The organism is Streptomyces sp. NPDC016640 (genome assembly GCF_043076215.1).
Taxonomy (GTDB): domain Bacteria; phylum Actinomycetota; class Actinomycetes; order Streptomycetales; family Streptomycetaceae; genus Streptomyces.
The window spans coordinates 562,307-578,746 of record NZ_JBIBRG010000002.1 but is presented as its reverse complement, the minus strand read 5'-3'; the positions used below and the strand labels follow the sequence as shown (position 1 = coordinate 578,746).

Here is a 16,440-nt window from a genome sequence, read left to right as displayed (position 1 = left end):
TCGCCGCCGCCGGATCACGCCAGGCGGATCACGTTCCAGGACAGCGGCTCCAGGACGGCACGGAGGCGTCCGCCGTCCAGGGTCGTGCCCTCGGCCGCGTGCGGGGCGACCCGCTCGGGCTCGGCGAGGGTGTTGCGGGCGTCGGGGTCGGCGTCCGACAGGACGCTGTGCTCGACGACCGAGGAGACCGCGAGGCCGCCGAGGGCGACTTCGAGGGGCAGCGGCGCGGTGCGGCCGCGGTTGACGGCGAACACGGTGACCGTGCCGTCCCCGGCGCGGACGGCGGTCGCGTGCAGCAGGTCGGTCTCGCCGTACTTCCTCGTCTCGTACGTCGGCGAGTCCACGCGGACGTCGAGCACCTCGCCCCGGCCGTACTGCGAGGCCTGGGCGAACGGGAAGAACGTGGTCTGCCGCCAGGCCGGACCGCCCGGCTCGGTCATGATCGGGGCGATGACGTTGACGAGCTGGGCGAGGCAGGCCACGGTCACCCGGTCGGCGTGCCTCAGCAGCGCGATCAGCAGCGAGCCGAAGACGACGGCGTCGGTGACGCTGTAGTTGTCCTCCAGCAGGCGGGGCGCCTCGGGCCAGTCCAGCGCGCCGACCTGGGCCTCGGTACGGGAGAGGTACCAGACGTTCCACTCGTCGAAGGAGAGGTCGATCCTCTTCCTGGACTTGAGGCGGGCGCCGACGTGGTCACAGGTGGCGACCACGTTCTCGATGAACGACTCCATGTCCACGGCGGAGGCGAGGAAGGAGTCGACGTCGCCGTCGAGCGGCTCGTAGTAGGCGTGCAGGGAGATGTAGTCGACGAGGTCGTACGTCTCCTTCAGGACCGTCGCCTCCCACTCGGCGAAGGTCTCCATGGACTGGCCGGAGGAGCCGCAGGCGACGAGTTCGACGTCCGGGTCGATCTGGCGCATGGCCCGGGCGGTCTCGGCGGCGACGCGGCCGTACTCCTCGGCGGTCTTGTGACCGGTCTGCCAGGGGCCGTCCATCTCGTTGCCGAGACACCACACGCGGATGCCGAACGGGTCCTTGTCACCGTGCTCGGCACGCAGGTCGGACAGGGCGGTGCCGGAGGGGTGGTTGGCGTACTCCTGGAGTTCCAGTGCCTCGGCGACGCCCCGGGTGCCGAGGTTGACCGCCATCATCGGTTCGGCCTGGGGGCCGATCCTCCTGAGGAAGGCGATGTACTCGGAGAGGCCGAAGCGGTTGGTCTCCGTGGAGCGCCAGGCGAGGTCCAGGCGGCGGGGGCGGTCCTCCACCGGGCCGACGGAGTCCTCCCACCTGTAGCCGGAGACGAAGTTGCCGCCGGGGTAGCGGATGGTGGTGACGCCGAGTTCCCGGACCAGGTCCAGGACGTCCTGGCGGAGGCCGGCCGCGTCGGCGGTGGGGTGGCCGGGTTCGAAGATGCCGGTGTAGACGCAGCGGCCGAGGTGTTCCACGAAGGAGCCGAAGAGGCGGGGGCTGACGTCGCCGACGGTGAAGGCGGGGTCGAGGGTGAAGCGGGCGGTTCGCATGGGCGCCTTTCGGATCAGGGGGTTCGCGTCGCGTTGCGGCTGCGGGTCGTGGGCGGCGGTCACTGGCCGGCCAGACCGGTGTGGGCGACGCCCGCCACGATCTGGCGCTGGAAGAAGACGAAGACGACGATCAGCGGCAAGCCCGCCATGAGGCCGCCCGCCATGAGCTGGGCCCACTGGATGCCGTAGGAGTTCATGACGGTCGCGATGCCGTTCGGCATGGTCATCAGGTCGGGGTCGTTGGTGACCGTGTAGGGCCACAGGAAGTTGTTCCACGAGCTGATGAAGGTGAAGATGCCGACCGCCGCGAGCGACGGGCGCGACAGCGGCAGGACGATCGTGAAGAAGACGCGCCAGCGGCCCGCGCCGTCGATGAAGGCGGCCTCCTCCAGTCCGCGGGGGACGCCCTGGAAGAACTTGTAGAGGATGTAGACCATCGCGGCGGGGGCGCACTGCGGCAGGATCATGCCCCAGTAGGTGTCGACCATGCCCATCTGCTGGACGGTGGTGAACAGCGGGACGCCGAGGACGGCGGGCGAGACCATCAGGCCGGCCATGACCAGGCCCAGCAGGGCGTTCCTGCCGCGGAACTCGGTGCGGGCGAAGCCGTATCCGGCGAGCGCGGCCACCACCAGCACGACGGCGGTCACGCACACCGAGACGGCCAGCGAGTTCACGAACCAGCCGGTGATGTCGCCGGTCTCGAGGACCGCCGTCCAGGCCTGGCCCGTCCAGTCCTCCGGCAGCCAGTGCGGCGGCACCTCGACGGCCTCGGTCTCCGACTTCAGCGAGGTGAACAGCGCCCAGGCCAGCGGCGAGAGGAACACCGCGGAGACGGCCGTGGCGAGCAGGGTGAGTACGATCTGGCTCGGCGTCCAGGTCCTGCGGGGCCCCCGCCGGATCCGCTGTGCGGCGGTGGTCATCGGCCGCCCTCCTCACGGTTGCGCAGCAGCCACATCCGCGCCAGGGCGACGGCCGCGATGATCACGAAGAAGATGATGGAGATCGCGGAGGCGTAGCCCACGCGGTAGCTGGTGAAGCCCTGTTCGAGGGTGTACTGCACGAGGGTGCGGGTCGACTCCTCGGGGCCCGGTCCGAAGTCCATCATCACGACGGCCTGGTCGAAGACCTGGAGCGAGGCGAGGATCTGCAGGGCGACGACGAGACCGGTGATGTTGCGCAGCATCGGCAGGGTGACGTGGGCCATCCGGTGCCAGGCGTTCGCGCCGTCCAGTTCGGCGGCCTCGTAGAGGTGCGCGGGGATGCCCTGGAGGGCGGCGAGGTAGAGCAGGAAGCTGAAGCCGGCCGTCCACCACAGGGTGGTGACGACCACGGCGAGCATGGCGTACGACTTGTCGGTCAGCCAGGGCGTCTCGGTGCCGAGGACGTGGTCGACCATGCCGGTGCCCGGGTTGAACAGCCACTGCCACAGGTTGGCGGCGACGGTGGACGGCAGCAGGAACGGCAGGAAGAAGCACAGCCGCCACAGCCGCGTGCCGCGCTCGGTGTGGTGGGCGAGCATCGCGAGGAGGAAGGCCATGACGGTGATGCAGGGCACGACCAGCAGGGTGAAGTACGCGCTGTGGCCGAGGGCGTCCCACATCAGCGGGTCCTTCAGGGCCTCGCGGTAGTTGTCGAGGCCGACGAAGCGCGCGCCCTCGCCGGAGATGTTGGCGTCGGTGAGGCTGAGGTGGAGGCCGCGCAGCAGCGGCCAGACGACGAACAGCGCGAACAGTGCGAGGAACGGGGCGACGAACCAGCCGCCGTGCTGGAGGCCCTGCTTGCGGCGGACGGTGGCGGTGCCGGCGGCGGTCCCGGCGCGTGCCGGGCGGATGACGGTCCCCGCGCTGGTCGTCGTCATGCGACCGCACCTCCCTGCGCGGCGGTCCGGCCGTCCATCGGGTTCTCGGTGGCGAGCAGTTCGCCGAGGATGCTCCTCATGCGGCGGGCGACGGCGTCCGGCTCGGCGGAGCCCGTGGTGCAGGAGACGACGACCGGGCCGACGCGCTGGGCGAGGATGCCGGTGGAGCCGGCGAACCACACCTTGGGTTCGGTGGCCTGGTGGTCCATCGCCGAGACGTACTCGCTCTGCGGCTCGAGCCGCCGGTACGCGTCGGTGGACAGGGTCGGTGTGTGGGCGGGGATGTGGCCGCCGCCCGCCCACGCCCGGGCGTGCTGGACGATGTAGGCGGCGAGCCGGTGCGCGGCCTCGTCGGTGGCGCCGCCGCGGCCGGACTGGTGCGGCAGGACGAAGGCGTGCGACTCGGCGTGGGTGGCCTGCCTGCCGAAGACGGGCGGCAGCGGGGTGGCGCCGTAGTCGATCCCCGCGCCGTCGAAGACCGGCACGGACCAGTTGCCCTCCCAGACGAAGGGGGCGCCGTTGACGAACTGTTCGGCGCCCGCGCCACCGCCGAAGCCGGGGTCGGCGTAGCCGTCGGCGACGTGCCGGCGCAGGAACTCCAGGACCCGGGTGGCCTTGTCGGTGTCGAAGGTGACCCCGGTGTGGGCGTCGTCGAACCAGGTGCCGCCGAGCTGGGTGTAGAAAGCGACGAAGAACCACCACTGGAAGTTCTGGTCGTTGTGCCACAGGCCGATGGTCTGCAGCCCCTTCCCGGTGGCCCGCCTGGCCTCCTTCAGCACGTCGAACCACTCGTCGTCCGACGTCACGGGCACCATGCGCCCGTCGGCGCCGAGCAGGCCCGCCTTCCTCAGTACGTCCTTGCGGTAGAAGCAGAGCTGGACGTGGATGTCGAGGGGGAGGGCGTAGAGCTTGCCGTCGATGACGGCGCGCTTCCACAGGTCGGGGTTGAAGTCGCCCTCCCTGACGCCGTACTCGGCGAGCAGGTCGATGTCCCAGGGGTCCAGGAGGCGGCCGGGTGAGAAGCCGGTGACGCGGCCCAGGTGCATGACGCCGAGGTCCGGGGCGCGGTTGCCGGCGGCCGCCATGGCGAGCTTGGTGTAGAAGGGGCTGCCCCACTGGAGGGTCGAGTCCTTCACGTCGATGCCGGGGTTCTCCGCGCGGAAGGAGTCCAGCATCGCGATCATGTTGTATCCGTCGCCGCCGCTGAAGAGGTTCCAGTAGCGCACCCGGGTGTCCGCTCCGGAGGCGAGCGCGTCGGCTCCCGTCCCGAGCGCCGCGAAGCCGAAGCTTCCGGCGACCGCCGATCCGCCGAGTCCGGCCAGGAGTTGTCTGCGATTCAGGTCAGGTCGTCCCATGCCCTGCCCCATCCGTCCATGGAAGGTTCGAGATATCGAATATCGCTCGTAACTTCGAACGGACCGTAGGGGTGATGTGCCGGCGCGTCAATGCTTCGGACAGGAACCCGGAGCAGGACCCCTCGGGCACCGGACCGGGCGAGGGCGGGTGCGATCCGGTCACGTGCGGCGGTAGAACGGTCATCGGATCGCCTGACGCGGGCACGTGCGTCCGCGTAGGCTCGAACGGCCTCGAGTACGGCGGTGAGTGAGAGCGAGGGGACGCGATGGGGTTCGCGGACGCGGCCACGGGGCCGGCCTCGTTCCTCAGCGGGTTCTACACGTCCTTCTGGTGGATCCCGGCCGCCGTCCTGGCCGCCGCCCTGGCGATCAAGCTGCCGACGATCATCCGGCTCTGGACGGATCCGCTGCTGCGCGCGGTCGGCGGGCTGCTGCTGCTCGCCTGCGCCGTGTTCGTGTTCGTCGCGCCCTCGACGATCGTCTGGCTCAACCGGGTCACCGGCGTGCCGAACATCTCGGCGCCCTGGGTGTACTCGCTGCTGACCGCGTTCTGCGGATCCTGCCTGGTGCTGATCATCGCCTGGCGCGACGGTCCGCCCGAGCACTCCGCCTCGACCCGCCGGGCCACCGGCCTGGTCGTCCGCGCCTACGGCGGCGTGATCGCCCTGCTGTGGGTGCTGTTCGCCCTCGCGGACGTGCCGGTGGAGCGGACCCGGGACCTGGACACCTACTACGCCGGCACGCCGTTCATGCGCGAGGTGATCCTGCTGTACCTCCTCGCGCACACCACCGCCGCCCTCATCACCTCGAAGCTGATCTGGAACTGGATCCGCACCGACGGACTGGACGCCTGGCTGCGCTGGGGACTGAAGTTCCTGGGCGTCGGCTACGCGCTGAACCTGGCCTTCGACGCCGCCAAAATCACCGCCGTGGCGGCCCGTTGGACCGGGAACGACCTGGACTGGCTCAGTCTGAACGTGGCCCCGGCGCTGGCGTGCCTGTCGGCGGTGTCGATCGCGGTCGGCTTCATCCTGCCGCACGCCGGCCAGTATCTGCACGAGCGCTGGCGGATCCGCCGCGCCCACCGCCGGCTGCGGCCGCTGTACCTGCTGATGCGGACCGTGCACGGCTCCGGCGTGCCGCTGGTGCTGCGGGCCAGCCCCGAACTGCGCCTGACCCGCCGCGAGACCTTCATCCGGGACGTCCTGCTGCCGCTGGCCCGGCGCACCGACGAGCGGCTGCGCGAGCGGTCCCTGGCCGCCGCCCTCGGCCTGGGATTCCCCCCGGAGCGGGCGAGGGCACTGGCCGCGGCCGTGGTGATCCTCGACGCGGTCGGGGCCGGAGAGCGCCCGGGGAACGGCGACGGCGCCCACGACCCCGACACCACGGAGCTGCTCCGCGAGATCGGGGCCGTCTCGCGCGCGCTGCGCCACCCCGAGGCGATCCGGGAGGTCCGCGCCCGCGCCCTGGCACCCGGGGACACCGTGGCGGTCACCGAGTGACCGCCCCGCACACGGAACTGGCCGGGGCGGCGACCGACTTGGCATATTGCACAGGTGACCGAGCGACACCCAGGGGAACAGGGAGACAGCGGTGCGTACCAGGAAGGAGATGCGTCGTCTCGCTGACGCCCTCATCGACCCCATCCGGGTGCCGGTCCCGGCCGATCCCGAGGTCCTGTTCGAGGCGCTCGTCGCGTCCGTCAGCGCCTGGCGGGGGCGCGACGTGGTCGTGCACCGCGCGTCGTTCCCGCCGCACACCGCGAGCGGACTGTGGCTGGAGCGCGAGGGCCACGACGACGTGGTGGTGGACGAACGGGCGGCCGTGTGGCACCAGATCGTGATCCTCTGCCACGAGGTGTGGCACATGAGCCGCCGGCAGGCGGAGGCCGGCACCGGTGACCGGCCCCGGCCGGTCGCCGCGCGCACCGACTTCAGCCTGGCCGAGGAACAGGACGCGGACCGCTTCGGCATGCTGATGGGCCGCAGGCTGCGCGTCTGGCTGGAGGCCTCCACCGACTCGGTGTTCGCCGCCGAGGGCGGCGCCCACGGAAACCCCCAGGACCTCGCCGGACGCATCGGGGCCGCGCTCAACTACCGCGGGACGAAGGGATGAGCGGCCTGATCAACTACGTCAGCTGCGGGGTGCTGTGGCTGGGGCTGCTGGTGAAGGCCCCCGATCTGCTGCGGCACCGGCACGACCCCTACCTGCGGGCCATCTGCGCGGTGCTGGGAACGGCCGGGCTGTGCTTCTTCCTCGGGGCACCGCCCACGGTCGGCGCGGTCAACCGGATCGGCGGGGTGCCGAACCTCGCGGCGCCGGTCACCTATGTGGCGATCACCGGCTACTGCGCCGCCTCGCAGGTCCTCATCGTGCACTGGCGCGGAGGACCCCGGGTGCACCGCACCGCCCGCCGCTGGATGACCGCCTACGCCGTGGTCGTCCTCGCCATCGCCGTGACCTTCACCCTCGGCGAGGCACCGGTGGAGCGCCGCACCGACCTCGACACCTACTACGCCACCACACCGTTCATCGCCCAGATGATCGTGCTGTACCTGCTCGCGCACCTCATCACGGTGACCGTCACCACGGTGTCGTCGCTGCGCTGGGCGCGCCGGGTGCGCGGCGGGCTGCGGACGGGGCTGGTCCTGCTCGGGGCCGGTGCGCTGTGCGGCGCCGGGTACAGCGTGACCAAGCTGGTCGCGGTGGGCGCCCGCTGGTCCGGACGGGACTGGTCGGCGCTCGGCACCACCGTCTCCCCGGCCGCCGCCGGTCTCGGTGCCCTGCTGACGGTCGTCGGGGTGCTGGTCCCGCTGGCGACGCCCCGGGTGACCGAGTGCCGGCGCGCCCGGCGCACGTACGCCCGGCTGGAACCCCTGGAGCGGGCGCTGGAGGACCTGCTCACCCGCCGGACGCTGCGGCTGCCCCGGCCCCGGTTCGCCTCCTCCACCACCCGGCTGATGTGGCGCCAGACCAGCATCCACAACGCGCTGAGCCACCTGGACGTCTACTTCGACCGGGAGCTGTACGACCGGACCCGCGCCGGTGCGCTGGAGACGACGGGGGACCCGGAGCGGGCCGAGGCCGCCGCCTGGGCCGCGGTGATCACCGCGGCGGTACGGGACGAGGCGGACCCGGCGCGTGACACCGCGCGGCCCGTCGGCACCGGCCGGCTCCCCGGCCGGGTGCCGGACCCGGGCACCCTCGCCCGGATCGCCGACGCGCTGGCGGAGACCGTCCCGTTGCCGGAGGTCTCCGCCGTGCCGAGCGGTACGACCACGGCGGGGTCCGTATGAGTCTCGTCGTGTACCTGGCGGCCCTGGTGTTCGGGCTGACGTCCGTGCTGCTGTTCCGCCGGCCGCGCAGCGCCATGCGGAACCCGCTGACCCTGTCCACCTGTGCGGCGATCGTGCTCGGCGCGCTGGTCTTCGTCTGCGCCGCCCCGGCCACCCTGTCCACCGTCAACCGGCTCACCGGCGTGCCCAACTTCGGGGCACCGCTGACCTACGGCATGCTCTCCGCCTACAGCTGCGCGGTACTCGTGCTGCTGATCAACTGGCGGGGCGGTCCGCGCGAGCGGGTGCGCCGCCTGGTGCTGCGCAGCGTGGCCGCCTACGGTCTGCTGGTGGTCGCCATCGTCGTGCTGTTCGCGCTCTCCGACGCGGACACCGAGCGGCTGAGGGACCTGGACACGTACTACGCCAACACCCCCTTCATGCGGGAGATGATCCTGCTGTACCTGCTCGGGCACAGCGCGGCGATGCTGGTGATGTGCGCCGTCTGCGTCAAGTGGGGGCGCGAGGTCGGCGGGCTGCTGCGGACCGGGCTGCGGCTGATCCTGGTGGGCTCGCTGCTGGACGTGGTGGGGTTCCAGCTCGCCAAGTACACCGCGGTCATGGCGCGCTGGTCGGGGCACGACCTCGACTTCCTGTCCACCACGCTCGCCCCGCCGATGGCGTCGCTGGCCGCGCTGCTGTGTTCGGCGGGGTTCGTGCTGCCGAGGCTGCTGCCGTCCGCCCTCGCCCAGTGGCGGGGGCTCGACGACTACCGGCGGCTGGATCCGCTGTGGTCCCTGGTGAGGTCGGTGTCCACCGCGCCCAAGCCGCCGACCGGCTGGTGGCAGCTGCCCCGGGTGCGGCTGCAGTGGCGTGAGGTGTCCATCCACGACGCGCTGCTGACGCTGGCGCCCTACTTCGACCACCGGGTCCGCGAGCGGGTGCGGGACGCGGCCCTGCGCGCGGGCCGCACCCCCCACCAGGCCCGGCTCGCGGCGGAGGCGGCCATGCTCGCCGACGCGGCGCGGCGGGCCGCCGCCCGCGAGGAACCGCCCGAGACCGCCGGCGCCTACCGGCTGCACGCCACCGAGGTGTCCGGCACCGGCGGGCTGGTGGAACTGGCCCAGGCGCTGCACCGTCCGCCCGCCGCGACCGCCGCGACCGGCGACGCGCTGCCGTCTTCCCTGGCCGAACCCGAGGAGCCCCATGTCGCGTAGAGCTGTCGTCATCGGTGCCGGCCTGGCCGGCATGCTGGCCGCGGCCGTGCTGTCCGGCGCGGGTGTGGACGAGGTGATCGTGCTGGACCGGGACGAGCTGCCGGAGGGGCCGGAGCACCGCAGGGGTCTGCCGCAGGGGCGGCACGCGCACCTGCTGATGACCGGCGGCATGGACGCCATGGAGGAACTGCTGCCGGGCGCGGGCCTGCGCGAGCGGCTGCTCGCCGCCGGGGCGCACGAGATATCGCTCAGCTCCGGCATGCTGGCCCGCACACCGGAGGGCTGGCTGCGGCGGTGGCGGCGCACGGGACCGGCCATGGTGACGTGCAGCCGGGCACTGCTGGACTGGGTGGTGCGCACGGCGGTACGGGAACGGGCGCCGGTGGAGATCCGCAGGGCGGCGGTGGTGGGGCTGACGGGCTCCGCGGGGCGGGTGCGGGGGGTGCGGATCACGGCGCCCGGCGGGGAGACCGGCCTCGAGGCGGACCTGGTCGTCGACGCCAGCGGACGCGGGACCCGGGTCGTCGGCTGGCTGGGCGGGCTCGGGGTGTCCGGCGTCCGGGAGCGGGCCGTGGACACCGGGCTGGTCAACGCGTCGCGGGTGTACCGGGTGCCGGACGGCGCGGAACGGTTCCCGCTGACGATCGTGCAGGCCGATCCGTACGTCTGCCGGCCGGGCCGGAGCGCGATGGTCATGCCGATCGAGGGCGGCCGCTGGCTGGTGAGCTGCGGCGGCTCGCGCGGCGGGGAACCGCCGGCGGATCCGGCGGGGTTCCTGCGGTACACGCTTCAGCTGCCGGACCCGATCGTGGGGCGGCTGATCTCCGGCGCCCAGCCGCTGACCGACGTGCATCTGAGCCGGTCGACCAGCAATGTGCGGCGCCATCTGGAGAAGCTGCCGCACTGGCCGGAGGGGTTCGTGGTGCTCGGGGACGCGCTGGCCACGTTCAATCCGGCGTACGGGCACGGCATGTCGGTGGCCGCGTTCGGCGCGCGGGTCCTCGCCCGGGAGCTGGAGCGGGCCGGCGGCCCCACCGCGCCCGGTCTCGCCCGGCGGGTGCTGCGGGGCGTGGCGCGCTCGGCGGACCCGGCGTGGTCGATGGCCGTCAGCCAGGACGTCCTCTACCCGGGGGTGCGCGGCGGCCGCCCCAGCGCGGGCGACCGCGTCGTCACGGCCTACACCCGCCGCATGATGAGGGCGGCCACGGGCTCCTACGCGGCGGCCTCGGCGATCTGGGACGTCACCAGTCTGCGCACCTCCCCGACCCGCATGTTCCGCCCGGACGCGGTCCTGGCGGCCCTGGCCGGCTCCCCGCTCCCCCCGTCGACCGAGCCCCCGCTGACCCCGGACGAACGCACCCTCCTGCGGGGCCTGGACCGTACGGGGGTGTGACCGCCCGCACGGACGGCGTCCACGCCCACCCCGGCGGCCGGCCCGGCCGCCGGGGTGGGGCGGGTCAGCCCGCGAAGGCCGGCTGGGGCAGGCCCTCGCCCGCTTCCGGGATCACCAGGAGCGAGCCCGCGAGGGGGTGCGGGGCGGACAGGCCGACGCGGGCCGTGGTGAGGTAGAGGTCGGTCAGGCCGGGGCCGCCGAAGGCGCAGGCCGTGACGCGGGGGACGGGGAGATCGATCACGCGGTCCAGGACGCCCGCCGGGGTGTAGCGGCGTACCGCGCCGCCGTCCCACAGGGCGACCCAGACGCAGCCGTCGGCGTCGACGGTGAGGCCGTCGGGGAAGCCGGCGCCCTCCTCGAGGGTGACCAGGGAGCGGCGGCCGGTGATCCTGCCGTCCGCCTCGCCCACGTCGAAGACGTCGACGCGGCGGGTCGGTGAGTCGACGTAGTACATCAGCCGGCCGTCGGGGCTCCAGCCGGTGCCGTTGCTCACCGTCACGTCGTCGAGGAGGACCCGGACCGTGCCGTCGCCGGTGACGCGGGAGAGCGTGCCGCCGCACGGCGCCTCGTCGTAGCGCATGGTGCCCGCCCAGAGGCTGCCGTCGGGGGCGACGGCGGCGTCGTTGGCGCGGCGGCCGGGGACGGCCTCCCGGTGCAGCCAGCGGAAGGTGTCGTCGGCGTCGAGCAGGCCGATCCCGTCGCGCAGGTTGAGGACGAGGCCGCCGCCCGCGCGCGGCTTGACGGCCCCCACGTGCTGGCCGGTGCGGCGCAGGGTGCGCCGGCCGGTCGCGGGGTCGTAGGTGTGGACGCGGGAGCCGAGGACGTCGATCCACAGCAGGCGGCCCGTCGCCGGGTCCCAGGTGGGGCCCTCCCCCAGGGTCGCCTCCGCGCGGACGGCGACCTCGAACGTGTTCGTCATGCGATGCTCCGGTGGCCCAGGTGCTCGGACAGTTCGGCGGCGCCCTCGACGGCGAGCCGTTCCAGCTCCGCCCGCCGCTCCTCACTCCAGCGGATCATCGGTACGGAGATGGACAGCGCGGCGACGACCTGCCCCGTGCGGTCGCGTACCGGGGCGGCGACGCAGCTGACGTCCGGATTGGACTCCCGGCTCTCCACCGCGACGCCGCGCGCGCGGATCCCCGCCAGGGTCTCGCGCAGGGCGGCCGGGTCGGTGATGCTGTTGGGGGTCATCGCGACCAGCCGCGCGTCGTCGGGGATGCGCGCGGTGAGTTCCGGCTCGGGAAGGGAGGCCAGCAGCATCTTGCCGACGGAGGTGCAGTGGGCGGGCAGCCTGCGGCCGGCCGCCGACACCATGCGCACCGCGTGGGTGGAGTCGACCTTGGCGATGTAGATGACGTCGGTGTCCTCCAGGATCGCCACGTGCACCGTCTCGTCGCAGGTCTCGGCGACGGACCGGGCCACCTGCTGGCCCTCGGCGGCGAGGTCCAGGTGCTCGGCGTAGCGGGCGCCGAGCTGGTACGGGCGTACGCCGAGCCGGTAGCGTCCGGGCCGGCCGGCCACCGGGACGATGTACTTCCGGGCGGCGAGCGTGGTCACCAGCTCGTGGACGGTGGTGCGCGGCAGCTGCAGCCGGCGCACGATGTCGGGGGCGGAGAGTGTCCCGTCCCCGTCGAGGAAGAGCTCGAGTATGTCGAGAGCCCGGGTCACGGCTGGTACGAGTCGTCCCACGACCGGCCCCCTCCCTATGTGTCTCAGGCGCCTGCGGTCGTTCGAGATTTCAACAGGCGATCGGAATGGCGAACACACAGGCTAGCCATACGGGCCGTACCGGGCAATGGCCCCCCGTCACCGCCGGGCGCGGGGATCCCCCAGTTCGCCGCGGAGACGCCGGGCCCGCAGGACCAGTTCCAGTTCGAAGCGGCGGTCCGGGTCGTCGATGCCGTCGCCCCACAGCTCGCGGATCTGGCGCAGACGGTAGCGGACGGTCTGCGGGTGGACGCCGAGCCGTGCCGCCACCTCGGGCGCCCCGCCCCGGGTCTCCAGCCAGGCCAGTAACGTCTCCGCGAGCCGCCGGCCGTGGGTCGGGCCGCAGTGGGCCAGCGGGGCCAGGCAGCGCAGCGCGAGGTCGTCGATCAGTTCCTCCGGCTGGAGCAGCACCAGCGCCTCGGTGTGCTCGGTGCAGTGCAGCACCCCACCGGAGGGCAGCAGCCCGCGCTCCATCAGGCGGACCGCCGCCTCCGCCCAGCGCAGCGACTTCGCCGCGCCGGTGAGCGGCACCGGCGGTCCGATCGCCCCGGACCAGCCGGTGAGCGCGCGGTGCAGGAGTTCGGGGCGGCCGGCCGCGTCCGGTTCGGGCACGACCATGCGGGGCCGCTCGTACTCCATGTCGAGCAGCACCCCCTGCCCCACCGCGGGCGCCACGGCCTCGCGCGCGGGGCGCAGCAGCACGCCCACCGCGACCCGCGCGGGCAGCGGCCAACCGATCCGGGCGGCCCGCTCGGCGAGCGCGTCGGCCGGGTCGCCCCGGTGCTGCTCGGCGAACAGCAGCTCCATCAGCCGGCGTTGCAGCCGCAGCCGTTCACCGGCCTGGCGGGCGGCGGCCTCGGCGTATCCGCGCACCGACTGGTCGACCAGGCCGTCCAGGTACCCGTAGCCGGCGTCGACGAGTTCGTACATGGCGGGCGGCGGGATGTCGACGCGCTGGCCGATGTCGGCGAAGCGGCGCCAGGCGAGGCGGACGCCCATGCGGTAGATCGCCTGGAGCGAGTCCAGCGACCGGCCGTTCAGGCCCTCGCCGCGTCCGAAGTCCTGGAAGACGTCCGGCGGCACGGTGGGACCGCCCGCCGGGTACTCCGCCTGCGCCAGGTGCCGGACGAAGGCCTCGATGGCGCGGCGGATGCCGATCAGGGCCATGGGCTCGCCGGAGTCGTCGAGGACGAAGGGCAGCTGCGGGTACTCGCGCCGGATCTCGCTCATGATCTGCTCGGCGAGCGCGGGCGCCTCGGCCAGGGCGGTCTCGGCGAACCGGCGCACCTGGTGGCGCGGCACGTCGTGCCAGGCCGAGCGGGCCGTGCGGGTTCGGGACGCCGTCACGGCTCAACTCCCCCGGCCGGCCTGCTCGTAGGTGATCAGCGGGGTGTCGGGCTGGTCGGGCCGGGCTTCGAGCAGGGCCACCACACCGAGCGCGGCGCCCACCGCGAGGGCGGCGGCGAGTACGACCGTCAGGGCGGCGGCGAGCAGTCTGGACATCGCAGGGTCAGCCTCTCTGTCGGGAGGTTCCCCACCCCCGCACCGCGCCCGGCCACCCCCGCGTGTCGTGTCCTCAGTGTCGGCGCGACATTGACACTCCGTCAAGAGGCGCTTACGGTTCCCGGCCCATGGGGGTGGGGAACTCCCGCACGCGCACTGTCCCGCACGGCCCGGCCCGACCGTGCCGCGCCGTCCCGATCCCTGGAGTGACCGGATGCGCCGTACAGCTTCCCCCTTTTCCCTGGTCCTGCTGGGTCTCGGCACCTTTCTGCTGGTGCTCGCGCCCCTGCTGGCGTGGTACGTGCAGCCGCGTGCCGCGGTGAACCCGATCGACATCGACACCACCGCCGTCTACACCGGCCGGGGCAGCGTCTTCGACCTCGAACGGATCGAGACGGTGCCCGGCCGGAGGATCACCGTCACCCAGCGGGTGCGCGGCGACGTCGAGGACAGCGAGCGCAGCGGGCACGCGGTGTGGGACGTGGCGACCTCGGTCGACACCGACGCGTCGCTGCCGGCCGCCGACCCGCACGACGCACTGGACTTCACCCCGCACCGCTGGGTGCTGGACCGCAGGACCACCGAGCCGGTGCACTGCTGCGCGGAGACGCCGCGCATCGAGGGCGAGGCCTATCTGAAGTTCCCGTTCGACGTGCAGAAACGCTCCTACCGGTGGTGGGACAACACCCTCGGCGACACGGTGGTGCTGCGCTACCGGGGGACGGAGAAGGTCCAGGGCCACACCGGCTACCGGTTCACCGGCTCGGTGCCGCCGACGAAGGCCGGCACCCGGCTGGTGCCGGGCAGCCTCGTGGACCGGCCGGACCGGCCGCAGGTGCTGGCCGAGGAGTGGTACTCCAACCACGGCGTGGAGCTGATCGTGGACCAGCGCACCGGCCGGGTGATCCGCGCGCGGACCGGCCCCCGGCAGACCCTGCGGGCGCCGGGCGGGACGAAGGACGCGGCGGTGCTGCTGGACGCCGAGAAGATCGTGTTCACGCCGGAGACCCAGCGGGAGGCCGTGCGCCAGGCGAAGCGCGACGGCGACCGGCTGCGGCTGCTGGGCGAGACGCTGCCCGCCGGAGCGGCCGCGGCGGGAGCCGCGCTCGCGGCGATCGGCGGTGTTCTGGTGGCGCGCGGGCGGAAGCGGGAGGAAAGCACGGATACGTCCGGTACGCCCCGGCCGTCCTTCACGAAATGACGTGACGTCAGATCCAACAAAGCCGGAAATTGTCACGTCCGTGAGTAGCCGTGCGGAACGGCTGGGCGAAAACTGTCCCATCCCCACCCGAGCACAGCCCGTCCACACCCCCCTCAGGAACCCCCGGAGCCACCACAGCCGGCTCCCCACCCCCGGCCGGCCGTCCCCACACCGCGTTCCGCACCCGAGACGAGTTGGAGCGACGATGCCCCAGCACGTGCCATCCCCTGCCCCGCGCCCGGCCCCGTCCGAGCGGGGGCACCCGCACCCCCCTCACACCGCGCTCCCGAGCACACCGCGGCACACCCCGGCGCTCCCCCCGCATCCCCGCCGGATCGTCTTCCTCGCCCACCGCGACCTGGGCAATCCGTCGGCCGGCGGCTCCGAGCTGCTGGTCGACCGGCTCGCCGACGGCCTGACCCGTCTGGGCCACCAGGTCACCCTGCTGTGCGGGGGCCCCGCGGCCTTCCGCGCCTACCGGGTGGTGTCGGCGGGCGGCACGTACGGCCACTACCTGCGCGCCCGTTCCGCCTTCGCCCGTCGGGTCGGCGACTGCGACCTGCTGGTCGAGGTGTGCAACGGCGTGCCCTATCTGGCGCCGCTGTGGCACAGCGGACCCACGCTGTGCCTGGTCAACCACGTGCACACCGATCTGTGGCGGATGCGGTTCGGCGGTCCGCTGGCCCCGGCCGCGCGGATCGGGCGGAAGCTGGAGCACTGGGCGCTCACCGGTGCGCACCGGCGCGGACTGCTGGTCGCCGTGTCCTCGTCGACGGCACACGCCCTGCGGGGTATCGGCGTACCGCGGGAGCGGATCCGGGTCGTGCACAACGGCGTGGCGGAGCCGGAGCCGAGCGCCGAGCGGTCCCCGCGGCCGCTGTTCGTGGCGGTGGGCCGGCTCGTCGAGTACAAGCGGATCGACCTGCTGCTGCGGCTGTGGGAACGGGTGCGGCCGGTCACCGGCGGCCGGCTGGTCGTCGTCGGCGACGGACCGGAACGGCGACGACTGGAGCGTCTGGCGGGCCCGGGAGTCGAGTTCACCGGCCACGTCCCCGAGGCGGAGAAGCACCGGCTGCTGTGCGCGGCCTGGCTGTTGCTGCACCCCTCCGCCATGGAGGGCTGGGGCCTGGTGGTCACCGAGGCCGCCGCGCGCCGCACCCCGGCCGTCGCCTTCGACGTGCCCGGGCTGCGGGACTCCGTACGGGACGGCGTCACCGGTGTGCTCGCGCGCGGGGAGTCGTCGTTCGCGGCGGCGTGGTGCGCGCTCGCGCTGTCGCCGCACCGGCGGGAGTCGATGGGCGCGGCCGCCCGGGACCATGCGGCGCGCTACCGCTGGGAGCACACGGTGCGGCAGTTCCGGGCAGTGGCCCTCGAGGCGGTGCGATGACGCGCCCGCGCCGTGGCGGCG

At 73.3% G+C, this 16,440-nt stretch carries 15 protein-coding genes; 7 read left to right on the top strand and 8 right to left on the bottom strand.

Annotated features, from left to right (window positions below; genetic code table 11):
• Positions 1 to 14: 14 nt before the first annotated feature.
• From ACF07S_RS06160 to ACF07S_RS06145, 4 genes are read right to left on the bottom strand one after another with little or no spacing between them, the layout of a single operon-like run.
• Positions 15 to 1,520: an alpha-N-arabinofuranosidase gene (locus ACF07S_RS06160; RefSeq protein ID WP_391962009.1), complete on the bottom strand. Its 1,506-nt coding sequence runs from the start codon at positions 1,518 to 1,520 to the stop codon at positions 15 to 17.
• Between the two features lie 59 nt (positions 1,521 to 1,579).
• Positions 1,580 to 2,443, bottom strand: a complete 864-nt coding sequence (locus tag ACF07S_RS06155; RefSeq protein ID WP_391973536.1) for a carbohydrate ABC transporter permease — start codon at positions 2,441 to 2,443, stop codon at positions 1,580 to 1,582.
• Positions 2,440 to 3,381 carry a carbohydrate ABC transporter permease gene (locus ACF07S_RS06150; RefSeq protein ID WP_391973535.1) on the bottom strand — a complete coding sequence of 314 codons (942 nt, stop codon included), beginning with the start codon at positions 3,379 to 3,381 and terminating at the stop codon, positions 2,440 to 2,442. The genes ACF07S_RS06155 and ACF07S_RS06150 overlap by 4 nt, the downstream gene beginning before the upstream one ends.
• Positions 3,378 to 4,736, bottom strand: a complete 1,359-nt coding sequence (locus ACF07S_RS06145) for an extracellular solute-binding protein (RefSeq protein ID WP_391962012.1) — start codon at positions 4,734 to 4,736, stop codon at positions 3,378 to 3,380. Before ACF07S_RS06145 ends, ACF07S_RS06150 begins: the two co-directional genes overlap by 4 nt.
• Before the next feature lie 266 nt (positions 4,737 to 5,002).
• Here ACF07S_RS06145 and ACF07S_RS06140 point away from each other — a divergent pair, with 266 nt between their 5' ends.
• The 5 genes from ACF07S_RS06140 (at position 5,003) to ACF07S_RS06120 (ending at position 10,621) form a co-directional block, all read left to right on the top strand.
• Positions 5,003 to 6,238 carry an MAB_1171c family putative transporter gene (locus ACF07S_RS06140; protein WP_391962013.1) on the top strand — a complete coding sequence of 412 codons (1,236 nt, stop codon included), beginning with the start codon at positions 5,003 to 5,005 and terminating at the stop codon, positions 6,236 to 6,238.
• A gap of 109 nt (positions 6,239 to 6,347) precedes the next feature.
• Positions 6,348 to 6,851 carry a toxin gene (locus ACF07S_RS06135; protein ID WP_391973534.1) on the top strand — a complete coding sequence of 168 codons (504 nt, stop codon included), beginning with the start codon at positions 6,348 to 6,350 and terminating at the stop codon, positions 6,849 to 6,851.
• Complete coding sequence (locus tag ACF07S_RS06130) at positions 6,848 to 8,032, top strand: MAB_1171c family putative transporter (protein WP_391962015.1); 1,185 nt, start codon at positions 6,848 to 6,850, stop codon at positions 8,030 to 8,032. Before ACF07S_RS06135 ends, ACF07S_RS06130 begins: the two co-directional genes overlap by 4 nt.
• Positions 8,029 to 9,228 carry an MAB_1171c family putative transporter gene (locus ACF07S_RS06125; RefSeq protein WP_391973533.1) on the top strand — a complete coding sequence of 400 codons (1,200 nt, stop codon included), beginning with the start codon at positions 8,029 to 8,031 and terminating at the stop codon, positions 9,226 to 9,228. Before ACF07S_RS06130 ends, ACF07S_RS06125 begins: the two co-directional genes overlap by 4 nt.
• Positions 9,218 to 10,621: an FAD-dependent oxidoreductase gene (locus ACF07S_RS06120; protein WP_391973532.1), complete on the top strand. Its 1,404-nt coding sequence runs from the start codon at positions 9,218 to 9,220 to the stop codon at positions 10,619 to 10,621. The genes ACF07S_RS06125 and ACF07S_RS06120 overlap by 11 nt, the downstream gene beginning before the upstream one ends.
• Positions 10,622 to 10,685: 64 nt before the next feature.
• Here the strand turns inward: ACF07S_RS06120 and ACF07S_RS06115 are convergent, their stop codons facing one another.
• From ACF07S_RS06115 to ACF07S_RS06100, 4 genes are all read right to left on the bottom strand, one after another.
• Positions 10,686 to 11,540: an SMP-30/gluconolactonase/LRE family protein gene (locus ACF07S_RS06115; RefSeq protein ID WP_391973531.1), complete on the bottom strand. Its 855-nt coding sequence runs from the start codon at positions 11,538 to 11,540 to the stop codon at positions 10,686 to 10,688.
• Entirely contained in the window at positions 11,537 to 12,310 is a 774-nt protein-coding gene (locus ACF07S_RS06110; RefSeq protein ID WP_391962019.1) for an IclR family transcriptional regulator, read from the bottom strand. Before ACF07S_RS06110 ends, ACF07S_RS06115 begins: the two co-directional genes overlap by 4 nt.
• A gap of 117 nt (positions 12,311 to 12,427) precedes the next feature.
• Complete coding sequence (locus ACF07S_RS06105) at positions 12,428 to 13,675, bottom strand: PucR family transcriptional regulator (RefSeq protein WP_391962020.1); 1,248 nt, start codon at positions 13,673 to 13,675, stop codon at positions 12,428 to 12,430.
• Positions 13,676 to 13,678: 3 nt separating this feature from the next.
• Entirely contained in the window at positions 13,679 to 13,831 is a 153-nt protein-coding gene (locus ACF07S_RS06100; RefSeq protein WP_391962021.1) for a hypothetical protein, read from the bottom strand.
• A gap of 214 nt (positions 13,832 to 14,045) precedes the next feature.
• Here ACF07S_RS06100 and ACF07S_RS06095 point away from each other — a divergent pair, with 214 nt between their 5' ends.
• Positions 14,046 to 15,032, top strand: a complete 987-nt coding sequence (locus ACF07S_RS06095) for a DUF3068 domain-containing protein (RefSeq protein ID WP_391962022.1) — start codon at positions 14,046 to 14,048, stop codon at positions 15,030 to 15,032.
• Between the two features lie 205 nt (positions 15,033 to 15,237).
• Positions 15,238 to 16,419 carry a glycosyltransferase family 4 protein gene (locus ACF07S_RS06090; RefSeq protein ID WP_391962023.1) on the top strand — a complete coding sequence of 394 codons (1,182 nt, stop codon included), beginning with the start codon at positions 15,238 to 15,240 and terminating at the stop codon, positions 16,417 to 16,419.
• Positions 16,420 to 16,440: the final 21 nt, after the last annotated feature.

Bases quoted from the DNA above. Each gene is read 5' to 3' on its own strand.
- ACF07S_RS06100 (WP_391962021.1), bottom strand. From the start codon at position 13,831: ATGTCCAGACTGCTCGCCGCCGCCCTGACGGTCGTACTCGCCGCCGCC.
- ACF07S_RS06160 (WP_391962009.1), bottom strand. From the start codon at position 1,520: ATGCGAACCGCCCGCTTCACCCTCGACCCCGCCTTCACCGTCGGCGAC.
- ACF07S_RS06150 (WP_391973535.1), bottom strand. From the start codon at position 3,381: ATGACGACGACCAGCGCGGGGACCGTCATCCGCCCGGCACGCGCCGGG.
- ACF07S_RS06130 (WP_391962015.1), top strand. From the start codon at position 6,848: ATGAGCGGCCTGATCAACTACGTCAGCTGCGGGGTGCTGTGGCTGGGG.
- ACF07S_RS06095 (WP_391962022.1), top strand. From the start codon at position 14,046: ATGCGCCGTACAGCTTCCCCCTTTTCCCTGGTCCTGCTGGGTCTCGGC.
- ACF07S_RS06155 (WP_391973536.1), bottom strand. From the start codon at position 2,443: ATGACCACCGCCGCACAGCGGATCCGGCGGGGGCCCCGCAGGACCTGG.
- ACF07S_RS06125 (WP_391973533.1), top strand. From the start codon at position 8,029: ATGAGTCTCGTCGTGTACCTGGCGGCCCTGGTGTTCGGGCTGACGTCC.
- ACF07S_RS06140 (WP_391962013.1), top strand. From the start codon at position 5,003: ATGGGGTTCGCGGACGCGGCCACGGGGCCGGCCTCGTTCCTCAGCGGG.
- ACF07S_RS06120 (WP_391973532.1), top strand. From the start codon at position 9,218: ATGTCGCGTAGAGCTGTCGTCATCGGTGCCGGCCTGGCCGGCATGCTG.
- ACF07S_RS06090 (WP_391962023.1), top strand. From the start codon at position 15,238: ATGCCCCAGCACGTGCCATCCCCTGCCCCGCGCCCGGCCCCGTCCGAG.
- ACF07S_RS06145 (WP_391962012.1), bottom strand. From the start codon at position 4,736: ATGGGACGACCTGACCTGAATCGCAGACAACTCCTGGCCGGACTCGGC.
- ACF07S_RS06135 (WP_391973534.1), top strand. From the start codon at position 6,348: ATGCGTCGTCTCGCTGACGCCCTCATCGACCCCATCCGGGTGCCGGTC.
- ACF07S_RS06115 (WP_391973531.1), bottom strand. From the start codon at position 11,540: ATGACGAACACGTTCGAGGTCGCCGTCCGCGCGGAGGCGACCCTGGGG.